The following is a 12,176-nucleotide window of genomic DNA, read 5'->3' as shown; positions in this document are numbered from 1 at the left end:
CCTTTGCGAGTGAGTCCCGCTTAGGTTCTTATTTTTTCACGTCGATGGGAGGGTAGGTGCTTATTACAATAATCGATGTTCTGATTGGGGATCCGTTTTAGGATAGAGATGTCTTCTTCAGACAGTGCATTTTCGCAAATCTTACATACTCTATGGCTAACTTTCGCGCTGCTCGTTTTATCTTTACCCGCTCCAATGCCGGAAATGCCTTTATTCTTTAAAGCTCCCTGCAGCAAGGTGATACCTGGGTTGTTTGCCCAATCACGGCTTGCTTCAATGGCTAGATCAAGCCAGCCAACCTGCCAATCATCAATTGCGGAAACAAAGGCTCTTGCCACGGCTAAATCTACGGCATTCTCCGTTCTTAGTTGTCCTCCAGTATCTTTCTCGATTGTCTCAAATCCCACACCTTCTCGGTGATGATCCGCGATTGTTACACGGACGACGGCTTTCACAAATCCCAGATCAGGACGAATTTCAAGTTCTCGTACCTCTTTGTTCCACTGGCTTTCTGCTGCTGCCTCTAACCTGTCCACATAGACTTGATGAGGGATATAGCGATTTTTCTGCACAGTCCCCTTTGGGAAAACAGCCTTCAGTTCTTTAATGATTTCAGCATACTCTTTTGGCATGGAAAGCTTCTCCTTTCCTCAAGCGACAATTATTTGGATATCGCTGCGGGAATAGAACTGAACACCCACATGAATGATCTTCTCCGAATAGGAAGTAATTATTGCTCTAATTGGAACATCTAGCGCATCAGACCAAATATAAACGGGTGTTTGAAAAAGAATGCAGTTATGGAGATCGGCATCGCTGCTTACTTCTTTACGTAATATTTCGATGTTGAAGCGGAAGTAGTAAGCCCCGTCAACAAATATGATTTCGTCGTTATAATCGTTAATGACAACTGTAGAGGTTTCCAGAGCACCATCCATCCGGATTTCAACAGGAGTAGAAAAGAGGATGCAATTGAACAAGTCAGCGTCGGAACAAATTTCTTTCCCTGTAAATAGCATACGTGTAATCTCCTTAAATCAATGGCATTTTATTGAACTTGTCCATATAGGTTTCAAATGCTGAATATGTTTTCTTTGCGAGACTAACCCGATGTGAAGCGTCAACCATGACTTTCTTCAAGTAATCAATGCCTTCTGGTGTAATGCGAAGCAGCTGCCTTGACCGATGTTGAGGATCAGTTCCAATACGCTCAATCTTACCAGTGGCAATCATTTTGGTTGTCCGCTGCGATAAATAACCGGTATTAGCGCCAACTCCATCCAAATAGGCAATGATGCGCTGCTCTAAGTCTTGAAGATAAGTGGCACCTTTGGTCATCAATTCAGCAAGGATGATGTATTCAATAATCTCTTGCACCTTCACAATATTACCTAACGTATCGGTTTTAGCTATAAGTTTCTTAGGATTCAAGTTTTCACCTCCTAACAAATGTCATACCGTAATGATCGAATTAAAGCAAATGTTTTGCCAAGAGCTCTAGAAATCCGATCTTAGCCGGCACAAGGCAATCATAGGGTATAAATACCCCAATATCTGCTATCATAGCACATAAAGCGCCTAAACACCACTACATGCAAACTGTTTGTTAACAGTGCTCTTACCAATACTCTACACTTCAACCTGATTTCACTGATTTTATCCTTCGCCTTTATACCATAATGCGACTGTGGAGCAAGACTTGTACCTAGTAGCAGATTTACAACTCTTCAACTAAATACGTATCTAGCTAGGTGCGTACCTAGTAAAAAGTTCCTACTCTTCAACTAAATCCGTATCAAGTTGAAGGCAGATAGATAGGGTGGGGGGCCGCCGCTGCGCGGAAAAACCGGTCAGAAGGGTAAAATCGCCAGAAATGAAGTGGGATGTCAAGTACTTATAGGCAGGAGCGGGAGAAATAAAAGGAGCAGATCCAAGTAGTATCAAGCTAGGGAAGCGGGGGTTGGCCAGACAGACAAACGAACTAACTAATTCGCAAGAGGAGCGGGTCCGGAATCAAGTGGAAGGTAAAGAGGAACTACCTGCACGAATGAAGCAGAGAATAGGGTGTGACACCATTGTTAGCAAACAGTTTGGGAATGATAGTGTTTAACGTTTAAGGAGTATAGCCACTTAGCAATCAAGCTAAAAAATTATTACATTCCCCAAAACAAAAAAAGCTATTCCTTTTGTAAATAAAGGATAGCCTTTTTCGTTTTGGGGTAATTCGAAAATATTAGTTTGATGGGCATGGGATACAGCCAACAAACAGCGTTTATCTTATTGAGCCATATAACATGAATTGGTTTTGTGATTTCCTTATGAGAAACGAAGCGGCAAGCTTTTGACACCGTGTACAATAAATCCGCGCGCTGGCTCCAACGGCTCAGCGTTTCGTCTGGCAAGCTCAGGCAATCGATTCATGACCGCAGTTAGTGCGACTTTGGCCTCCAAACGGGCGAGCGGTGCCCCAAGACAGAAGTGGATACCTTGGCCGAAGGCCAAGTGCGGGTTGGGTTCCCTGGATATATCAAAGCGAGCAGGGTCGTCAAACTTCGCTTCGTCCCGGTTGGCTGAGCCAATCCATGCAATGACCCGGGTATCTTGCGGAATCGTTTGACCTCCAATCTGTACATCCTGTTTGGTGGTACGGAACATGGCCTGCACAGGAGAACGAAAACGGAGCACTTCTTCAATGGCATTAGAGAGCATTTCCGGGTGGGCTAGAAGTTTGTCCCACTCATTCGGATGCTCTAAAAAAGCAAGGACGGCATTACCGATGAGATTAGTGGTCGTCTCATTTCCGGCAACCAGCAGCAGCCTACAAAAAGACAATATGTCCGATTCCGAAAGATGAGAAGACCCTTCTTCCGCCGACAGCAACGCGCTGACCAGGTCATTCTGTGGGTGGATCCTACGCTGAGCTATAATGTCTTTAAAGTATTCGTTCATTTCCATATGAGCCTTATGAGATTCTGATCGGCCGCCCCCGATTATGGCGTCGGCGCCGGCAACGATTTCATCGGACCATTCCTTAAAGCGATCACGGTCTACAGCAGGCACCCCAAGCAATTCCGCAATCACAATGACCGGAAGCGGATAAGCAAAATCCCTGATTAGATCGAGCTCGCCAGAACTGGCGATTCCTTCGAGCAGTTCGTTCGCAATCTGTTCAATTCTCGGTTCAAGAGCGGAGACGGCTTTTGGAGTAAATGCACGATTTACTAAAGAACGCAAGTCGGTATGTTTTGGAGGATCGTTAGTAATCAAGCTGAAACCCTCTAGCTGCTGTTCCGGTGGTTGAGAATCCTTTGCAGCCGCGATCGGTCTTGAGGAGAAACGGGCATGGTCGGACAGTACTGTTTTGACATGATCATACGTAAACACCGACCATAATTGAAGCGGCTCCATGTACGCTACGGGCTGATTTTTTCTGTACATCTCATAAACGGGATAAGGATTTAATAAAAACTCAGGAGACCGCAGATTGATCATAATCGAACACCATCCTTTGAGAAACGATTGACTATTATTATACAACAAATGCAATGGAACATACAGGAAAGTGTCCGATGACACAACAACATTAGAGAATTCAGAACCCGTAAAGTTGGGATTTTTAAAAAAACGCCAATGTTTTTTTGTCGCGCCTTTAGGACTACGGACAGAGGGGAGTTCTCAAACAACGGCTCTGTTCAGGAGCTTATGAACTTCATCGAGTTCTGGTAAGCCAAGAACATGTGAAACTGCATTAACTCAACAACCTGATGAAAGAACTTTATTTTCCCACATCACAGCTGTGATAGAATTATAAATAAAGTGAAACAACCACTTCCTGCAGAAAGCATAATAGAAGATTCAATAAAGATCAGAACAATTGCAAACTACCTAGTCGCTACAATATCAATTATTTGGAGGTCTGTACGTTGTTCAGAATTAACCGAAGGGATATTAAAACTGAAACCAAACTACCCCACGCAAAAACACAACCTGCAAGTGGGAGCATAATCGTTTTCGAACAATGGAAATTAAAAATGTGGAATATAATGGATCGAGTTCAACAAGAGAGTATCTTTAATCTAGGCCATTGGATTATCTTTCATGATCGGTGGTTATTGAGTTTATCCCAACCCAAAGTAACAAAGGCATATACATATGGTGATATTGTAATGGCAGACTTAGGAGGGGCTAACTTTGGTTCTGAACCTCAGTATGAGCATCCCTGTGTTGTTCTTGTAAATGACTTTACTTCGATCCTGGTTGCTCCTTGTACTTCAGCAAAGCCCCACAAACAGAAATATCCGGATGAAATGGATGCAAGTATAGCCGATGGTTTCTCTAAGGAAACCCGCATACAGCTTCATGGGATCCGCTGGATCGATAAGAAGCGGATAACGCTTTCTGTCGGAACTGTAACAAACCCCACGCTGATGAAGGATATAGATGAATATCTCATGAGTCAATTTCCAAGCTATCATGTCATTTTGATTGATCATCTCTATGAAGTGGCTATGCTTGAAAATGAGCTGATGAAAAAAAATGCAGAGATCCGGATTTTAGAAGATAAAGTTGGAAATGAGGATGCAGAGAAATTACAGCTGCAGGTAAAATTAGAAAAATTTCAGCATTTGTTTCAGTTGTTACGCGAGCAAGCAGGTGTAAGCAGCCAAGTGCTTGATGAAGTAGCTGCTTCGCTGGAAATTGATTTATCCAAATCTTAAAGGTTCATTTTATGTGGTGAAGTCTATTGAAACATGGTGATAAGTGTTGAAATATGGTTAAATACATGGTAATATATAGCTACAGGTTATATTCGCGGAAACGCGAAATCACGGGTTGAAAAAAGCTGCTGTGTAAACGGGGCTTTTTTCGCATTTATAGACCGAAATTAATAATTAAATATCTGACCGTTTAGAAAGCTGGTTGCAAAACCGGCTTTTTTCCATGCCAAGATCTTTACATATATCTCGATCATTACCCCGGAATAAATCAAATAACGCATCCGACCCGAGAAAGCTTCCAAGATGCCCAGTAATCATGCCTAGAATCAAACCTAACGGCGCTTATTTCAAATGTAATAATAACCCGGACATTTATTCCTCCTCAACGGGTCAAATCGAACAGTGAGATTACCGACTTACTAGGAGGTACAGTTTCGAAAAAACTCTTACACAACAATCGATCACAAAAAATTCTAATTTACTTACCTTTTCATTTTCTTCCAGTTAAGTTACAATTGACTTAGATGCCAAACATTGTCATATTAGGGCGAAAGACGCAAAATTAAACCTCTTTTGAGGTGTTAATTTTGCGTCTTTTTCTTTTAGGAGGAAATTATTTGAACGCTATATTGTTTGAATCTAGACAATTACAGTATAACTGAAGCCTGTATTTACTTTCTTCCATGCGAGAAAAAAACTATTTGATACTTGTCACTTCAATCTATTAGAGGGGATTTACTTTCTCTAGAACCTTCCTATGTAAATATGAGTATGAAAATCTCGGTGTAACGATAGGGAGCTGGATGTTATGAAACAAGAACATATTCAACTACAAGCTAAAATTGAAAAAACTCGCGAAGAGCTTAATCTACTTGCGATCAAATATAAATTTAACTTTCAACACAAGGAAATGCTGCAAACATCTCATGATCTGGAACAATTAATCTTACAATTTCTACAAATCAGAATGAATCTCTCACTAGACTAGTGGGCATTTAGACTATACAATAGAAGGGAGACTAGTTAAAGGTGGTGCCAAAATTGAGCAAAAAAATAAGTAATTTACTTGATAAGCACGGACCAATACTCGTTGAAAGAAAAAAACGTTTAAGTGAAACCTATAACAATGAGTATATCCTTAATTCCGAAATGGAAAAGGAAATAGAAAAGGTAACCAAATTAATATTTAATTTTAAATTATCCGATCTCAATCGAGTCAGAACCAACATCGCTGATGAGCGCATTACATTATCTGAAGAGGTGTTGTCCGATAAACGAAAAGGCATGGAAATCGACTCCGAAACAGAATTAGCCGAGAAGATCATAAAAATGAAGCTCGATATTGTGACTAAAGCAATTGAAGACAAACGTGAATACCACAAAAAATTTACTCACCCAGTGGAAAGAAATATTATTGAGCATGGTGTTATGTTTAATACTGGATTACCAGCTAAAGGCTCAGCAAATTATAAAAAAATCCGAACTGAAGATGGTATTATCGAATTCGAGAAAAATGGTTTTCGAAAATTATTTTACCGAAACCGATATGGGAACCTTTTGTCCACCTATGACACCAAGATGTTTATAAGTCTTCTTAAGCTGTGGAACGATAAAGGGAAAAATCAAAGTTTTAAGGTTACTTACCGGGAACTATTAACTGCTTCACAATCTGATCTCAATTCAGGAGAATATCCTTTAATTACAGAAAGTTTACAAACCCTAGCACGAACAGAAATCATTATGGAGGAATACTTCGACCCTAACCGGAAAACCTTCACTAAAACACATATTCATCATCCGATTCAAGATGCTGTTATCGATCCTAAAAATCTTACAGCGACAATAGAGCTAAGCAACTACATTCACGATAGTCTAGCTGCTGGCCACTATATAACCATTAACATGGCTTTATTTAATGACTTAGCTAATGATACATCCAAAAATCTTTATATCGATGTAATCAGTAAGCTTCCCGAAAACGTAAGGGTAATTGAAATCGATACATTAATTGAACATTTAGGGATACGAGCGAATACTCATTACAAAGCAACCAGATTATTACTCGATGCATTCGATGAGCTCGTTGATTTTAATGTAATCGAATCATATACCGTTATTAAAGAAGGCAGGACAAACAGATCTATTTGCTTTGTTCCTACTGAGTTACAATACCGACAACATACAGAGGGAATTCCCCTTTTATCAATCGTTTAAAAAAAAGCCTCTAAAAAAGGCTTTTTTTTAATTTTTTATTTAAATAAACAGCCTTTGTACTATTCTTCTCTATCCTTTCTACTATTTCAAAAAAGCCTTTGTACTATTGTTATCCTTTATACTATTCCATACTAGCCTTTATACTATTTACTTCTATCCTTTGTACTATTAAAATCCTTTGTACTATTCATTACTAGCCTTTATACTATTTACTTCTATCCTTTGTACTATTCATTACTAGCCTTTATACTATTTAATCCTTTGTACTATTGATATATAGCCTTTGTACTATTCATTTCGGGCCTTTATACTATTCAAACCTAGCCTTTATACTATGATTGCCTAAATTTACATGTCATGATAATGTCGAAAGAGCGAGAAAGAAGTATCTTTATTGCATGAAAAAAAGCCCCATACCACTGGAGCTTTCATTTGAACAATGTGTTTCACTACTTCGCTCACTTTATACAGAGATCCTACGGTCCCCACCAAGAATCTCAAAATCACACGCCTCAAATTTCCAAAAAAATGGAGATATGAAGGTCTGCTTTTGTTTTGCCAATAAACTAATTATAGCCTGATTCCATTGAAATTTCAAGATTACTACATATAAATTTTACGAAGAAAGGAGGTGAATTTTTGGTGCCTTACATACGGAAGAGCAGTGATTTATTTGTTTTAAATAATGGGAGATTGCAAACAAAACCTGTTGTTATCAGTTCCCGTTTTATGTTTGCTATGTTCAATACCATTGAAGCTGATTATGCGGATAAAGAACAAAAGTACAGGTTCCGCCAGTATCTGGGAAGTAAGGTTGGACGGTTAAAGAATCATCTAACAAAAGCGGATCTGCAGCTGGCTACCACTGTGCAAGTCTGCTTTAATGTCAGTGCAAAGTTAGAATCCAATACTAAACATCGCATCTATGGAAAACTGCAAGAACTGTTTGAAAAAGAAGCTGCTTGCAGTAAAGATCAATTCTATGCAGCCTTTGATAAGTTCGTTCAGCATGGCTTAATTGAAGTACATAAAGATGAAATTGACGGAACCGAACATTACACTCTGAATCATTACAATGAGCCTGACACTGGTGTGATCGGTCGTTTTGCCATGCTTCATCCTGTGGTCTTCACCAAAAGTTTCGCCTCCATGCCTTTGGCCAGACAAAAGCTATATTATTACGCCCAAACTAAACAAGGGGATAATGATCATGAAATGCAATGGAATCTCAAGGACGGTCTATCTGAATTTGTACATAGAACTCAGGTTAATCAGATCCGAGCTATTCTTGAAGCACTGACCAGTGAAAAAATTTACAATGGACATGCACTTTTTACTGTAGGCGATATCAAGAAAAATGTGATCGGCGGTTTTAAAGCTGTTTTTAAAGTGAATCCCGAATTCATCATAAAGTACATTCCAGGAGAGGGAGAGTTTCACGAGGTTCTTCCCGCCAAAACTGGATATCGCCGTCTTGTGAGATATATGAAATCAATACTTGCTGAGCTTGGGATCGGGGAATTTGAACTTCTCCGAGATGGTCATTGTTTTTTTCAACTGGTTCGCATGTTAAAAGATAAAAACAATTCCTATATCCGATTTGTCTTAAACAGAATCCGGGAAATCTATAATGAATATGTTTTCTTCCCTGAAAATATTCTTGATTTTATCAAGAACGAAATACAGGACAAAGCAATGACAACACTTCTGGCCATAACGAAAGAAACTGGTATCTATAACTTTCTTGTTCCATACCGCAAGGATCATCAAACCCGATTTACCCAATTTGCAGAAAGAATGACCGGCATTGACAAAACTGCTTTTCGAAAAATGTGTAAAGCAGCTGCACCCCGGTTATTCAAAGAATATGGGATTGCGCCGGCATTCGGTGCAGCATCCTATGCGAAGGTCTTTTCATTAAATAGCAAGCTAAATATAGAAGCTATCCGGAAACAGGCTTTTCATCTCCAGAAATGCCCATATTCGTATCAAACGCTCGAAGTCGAAGCTGAACGGAGACTACGGATTGAAGACCCATCATCGGTTGCACAATGGCTTAATCATGAAGTCGAAAAGCTTCCGCATTGGGAACTCGAAGCGGATCCGCCAACGAACTTCCGACTAGAGGACTTCCTCCACCTTAATTTCATACAAAATGGCCTCATCGGCTCTCTTTAAGAATCCATAATAAAGAGGGCTGTTCCCCATGCTTCCGAGTATAACCCACTCCTTATCAAATCAAACAAACACTCCAGGACAACACTATTTTTATTTCTCCAAACGGATTTTAAACAATGTAAAGAATCAGATCATGATTTGTTCTGTCCGGTATTCAACAAAAAACGGACAGTATTATCTATTGGTTTGTGGAAAAAAGAAGGCCACAGACAAAAATCACAATAAAACAGAAAGTTAGCCGTGGATAAGTGCAATAATATCTTCTTTTTTAGTAATGTAAAACGATGAAACAACAATTGTCTGTTTTATTTTGTGTTTCCTGAATACTGTCTGTTTTATTTTTAATCTATGAATGTTTTGTCTGTTTCTGTTGGAATGATTAGCTTCGTTTTCTGTTTCTTTTTATAATTTTATCCTGTAAGCCTTATCCCATAAGGAATAACGTTTTTCGTAATAGGTATAATCTTTAATAGATTTTTATTTATAAGATTAAATCTTTAACCTGAAATATTCATAGCACTTCACTAACAATGCTATAAAAGCAGTAGTGACAAGGGATCTAAGCGATTTAATGGGTCACTTAAAAAGTGAAACGAAAACATGGAAAAAGAGTCCATTCTTTGGTAGTGTTGATGGTGACCAAACACAACAAAACTACAAAGGAGACTCTTCTATGTCAAGTTTACAAGAGTACGGCATGAACTTCAACCCCCGAATGAAAGTGAATTTTGAAGGCGGCGATCTGACTTCGGACGCTGGCCTACTTCTATATAAAGAATTCGACCACAAACTTGGTCTTACTCAGACCGTTAAGCAATTACTCGTTGTACACGATCCCGTTCATCATCGGGATCATTCCAATTCAGATGTTGTGCTCCAGAAGATCTATCAGCATCTGTGTGGCTACCATACCGATGATCATGCAGATGACTTGTCTCACGAACCGTTGTTGACCGCCTTGTTAGCAAAAGAACGGCTGGCTTCTCAGCCGACAATCTCTCGCTTTAATGAAAAGGCGAATATCGCGACCGCCAAATCGTTGGAGAACATCAATGAAATGCTACAGGGCCGGGCATATGCAATCGAGACACGTGATCAGTTTGTGTTAGATTTGGATTCCTCCGGCTTTGCTACCTCAGGTAAGCAACATGGAGCGAACTATAATCATCACTACGCACAAACCGGATTCCATCCGCTGTTTTGCTTTGATGGATTGACTGGTGACTGTTTACGGGCGGAACTTCGTGCCGGCAACGTGTACACTTCCCGCCAGGTTGTACGATTTATGGGGCCTATCCTGAAACGTTATCAATTTTGGGCACCGAAGGCCTTACTTGTCTTTCGCGGGGACAGCGGCTTTGCCGTTCCGGGATTGTTTGACTTTGCCGAAACGAAGGGGCATAAATACGCGATCCGTCTGAAAGCCAATGCCCGTCTGCAATCTGCTGCACAAGAGATGGCAGACCAAGTGCTTAATCCCCAAAAGCTACATGAGAGACAAGTACACTACCGTGAAATCCAATACAAGGCGAAATCTTGGAATTGTGCGCGTCGTGTAATCGTTAAGATGGAACGGCCAGCAGGAGAGTTGATTTTTCAATTCACCTTTATTGCTACGAACATGACTTTGCAAGCACGTAACGTCATTCGCTTTTACTTTCAACGAGGTCACATGGAGAATTTCATCAAGGAAGCGAAGAACGGCTTTGCTTGCCATAAGATGAGTAGCACTGCATTCGAAACCAATGCCGTTAAATTACAATTGGCGATGTTGGCATATAACTTCAACAATTGGTTTCGCAGGTTGTGTTTACCCGAGAGACTCAAGCCAAGTCGTATGGAAACGCTGCGAACCAAACTGATTAAAATTGCGGGGAAATTGATCTATTCCGGCCGCTACTGGACATGGAAATTGTGCAGTTCCTGTATTTATCGTGAGCCATTCCTTGAAACCTTGAACAATATCCAATGCTTGCCTCGGTTCGGTTGATGGCTGGATTTGACTGACAAAATCCAAAAGTAGTACTCCGGCGTAACGGGCAAGTGCGTCCATTTCCACACCACTAAGAAGGAATGTTGCTCATTTTCTCGATAACCGCTTAAAAGATCCACTCTCTGCTATCTCTTAAACACAGATAGGAATGATATCGTGAGAATTTTTATCTTTATTTCCCCAATTCAACTAAGTAGCTTAGGGCTCCATGAATATTTCAGGTTTAATAGTATTAAAAGGGGGGAATCCAAATAATATTTAGATCCAATAAAAGAAAAAGACCTACATACTAATGTTCAATTAAGATTGAAGATCAGTGTCCATACGATTTATATCATAGACCCATTTTAATTTCTATTAGTAAATGTTGGGACAGAGAAAGAGGAATTACTCCACCGATCTAAATGAAAAGTTTGACTTATACATTAGCCGCGCGATTGAGACATATGATTCCGTTCTATCTTCATCGCTACTACTAATAACCACAAAAACAAAAGTGGTCGTTAATATCAGAAGCACATAAAAAAAATGAATCCAAATCAGCACCCTGCTTCTCATTGGATTTCCACAAAAATACAGGAAAGTGCATGGGATGAAATATGGATGCGTCCCGTTCACATTCTTGCTGAAGAACAAGTCAGTCTTGCACATGAAGAATTTGAAATGATAATAAACGATTTACTGAAAATGCCTAAGTCCACCCCGATTTTAGCAGAGGGAATCGCTCTTATTCCTGAACTTGTAGCTAAACTTTTATTGGACAAGAAAAGGGCGATATGGTTAGTGCCGAGTAAAGACTTTCAAATAAAACATTATTCAATGCGTACTTGGATTAACGATATATTACGTGATTGTCTAGACCCTGCTAAGGCGTTTAAAAACTGGATGGCTAAAGATCATATGTATGCTGAAACTGTTGTTGAGCAGGCTGATCGCAATAATTTAATGGTTATTAAAGTTGACGATGAACAATCTATTGAGGAAAACACAAAAAATATTGCCGAACATTTTGGATTAAGCTAACGAAAACAATAGCTCAATAAAATACCACAGCAGGCTACCGCAGATTTAAT

General features: G+C 39.8%; 10 protein-coding genes. 6 read left to right on the top strand and 4 right to left on the bottom strand.

The features are described 5' to 3' along the window. Window positions 1–20: 20 nt before the first annotated feature. The 4 genes from BLV33_RS27070 to BLV33_RS27055 all read right to left on the bottom strand — a co-directional run bounded on the left by BLV33_RS27070 (window position 21) and on the right by BLV33_RS27055 (window position 3,492). Window positions 21–632, bottom strand: a complete 612-nt coding sequence (locus BLV33_RS27070) for a hypothetical protein (RefSeq protein ID WP_090799398.1) — start codon at window positions 630–632, stop codon at window positions 21–23. Between the two features lie 18 nt (window positions 633–650). Then, entirely contained in the window at window positions 651–1,019 is a 369-nt protein-coding gene (locus BLV33_RS27065; RefSeq protein ID WP_090799396.1) for a hypothetical protein, read from the bottom strand. Between the two features lie 13 nt (window positions 1,020–1,032). Beyond that, complete coding sequence (locus BLV33_RS27060; protein WP_090799394.1) at window positions 1,033–1,431, bottom strand: hypothetical protein; 399 nt, start codon at window positions 1,429–1,431, stop codon at window positions 1,033–1,035. A gap of 885 nt (window positions 1,432–2,316) precedes the next feature. Beyond that, window positions 2,317–3,492 (bottom strand): cytochrome P450, encoded by a 1,176-nt coding sequence (locus BLV33_RS27055; RefSeq protein ID WP_090799393.1) that lies wholly within the window; start codon window positions 3,490–3,492, stop codon window positions 2,317–2,319. A 431-nt stretch (window positions 3,493–3,923) separates the two neighbouring features. On the opposite strand from BLV33_RS27055, the gene BLV33_RS27050 reads away from it, so the two are divergent. From BLV33_RS27050 to BLV33_RS27025, 6 genes are all read left to right on the top strand, one after another. Further along, window positions 3,924–4,718 carry a type II toxin-antitoxin system PemK/MazF family toxin gene (locus BLV33_RS27050; RefSeq protein ID WP_090799391.1) on the top strand — a complete coding sequence of 265 codons (795 nt, stop codon included), beginning with the start codon at window positions 3,924–3,926 and terminating at the stop codon, window positions 4,716–4,718. Window positions 4,719–5,526: 808 nt separating this feature from the next. Next, window positions 5,527–5,706: a Spo0E family sporulation regulatory protein-aspartic acid phosphatase gene (locus tag BLV33_RS27045; protein WP_090799390.1), complete on the top strand. Its 180-nt coding sequence runs from the start codon at window positions 5,527–5,529 to the stop codon at window positions 5,704–5,706. A gap of 53 nt (window positions 5,707–5,759) precedes the next feature. Continuing rightward, window positions 5,760–6,932: a replication initiator protein A gene (locus BLV33_RS27040; protein WP_090799388.1), complete on the top strand. Its 1,173-nt coding sequence runs from the start codon at window positions 5,760–5,762 to the stop codon at window positions 6,930–6,932. A gap of 642 nt (window positions 6,933–7,574) precedes the next feature. Beyond that, window positions 7,575–9,110 carry a hypothetical protein gene (locus BLV33_RS27035; RefSeq protein ID WP_139305852.1) on the top strand — a complete coding sequence of 512 codons (1,536 nt, stop codon included), beginning with the start codon at window positions 7,575–7,577 and terminating at the stop codon, window positions 9,108–9,110. 673 nt (window positions 9,111–9,783) lie between these two features. Then, entirely contained in the window at window positions 9,784–11,100 is a 1,317-nt protein-coding gene (locus tag BLV33_RS27030) for an IS1380 family transposase (protein ID WP_171909094.1), read from the top strand. A gap of 531 nt (window positions 11,101–11,631) precedes the next feature. Further along, window positions 11,632–12,126 (top strand): hypothetical protein, encoded by a 495-nt coding sequence (locus tag BLV33_RS27025; protein WP_090799385.1) that lies wholly within the window; start codon window positions 11,632–11,634, stop codon window positions 12,124–12,126. Window positions 12,127–12,176: the final 50 nt, after the last annotated feature.

It is taken from the genome of Paenibacillus sp. GP183, assembly GCF_900104695.1.
Taxonomy (GTDB): Bacteria; Bacillota; Bacilli; order Paenibacillales; family NBRC-103111; genus Paenibacillus_AI.
Note: the sequence above shows the minus strand (reverse complement) of the source record. Positions and strands in the feature narration are given on the sequence as shown.

Excerpts from the sequence above, each read along its gene's own strand:
- BLV33_RS27030 (WP_171909094.1), top strand. The coding sequence starts at position 9,784 with ATGTCAAGTTTACAAGAGTACGGCATGAACTTCAACCCCCGAATGAAA.
- BLV33_RS27070 (WP_090799398.1), bottom strand. The coding sequence starts at position 632 with ATGCCAAAAGAGTATGCTGAAATCATTAAAGAACTGAAGGCTGTTTTC.
- BLV33_RS27025 (WP_090799385.1), top strand. The coding sequence starts at position 11,632 with ATGAATCCAAATCAGCACCCTGCTTCTCATTGGATTTCCACAAAAATA.
- BLV33_RS27055 (WP_090799393.1), bottom strand. The coding sequence starts at position 3,492 with ATGATCAATCTGCGGTCTCCTGAGTTTTTATTAAATCCTTATCCCGTT.
- BLV33_RS27045 (WP_090799390.1), top strand. The coding sequence starts at position 5,527 with ATGAAACAAGAACATATTCAACTACAAGCTAAAATTGAAAAAACTCGC.
- BLV33_RS27065 (WP_090799396.1), bottom strand. The coding sequence starts at position 1,019 with ATGCTATTTACAGGGAAAGAAATTTGTTCCGACGCTGACTTGTTCAAT.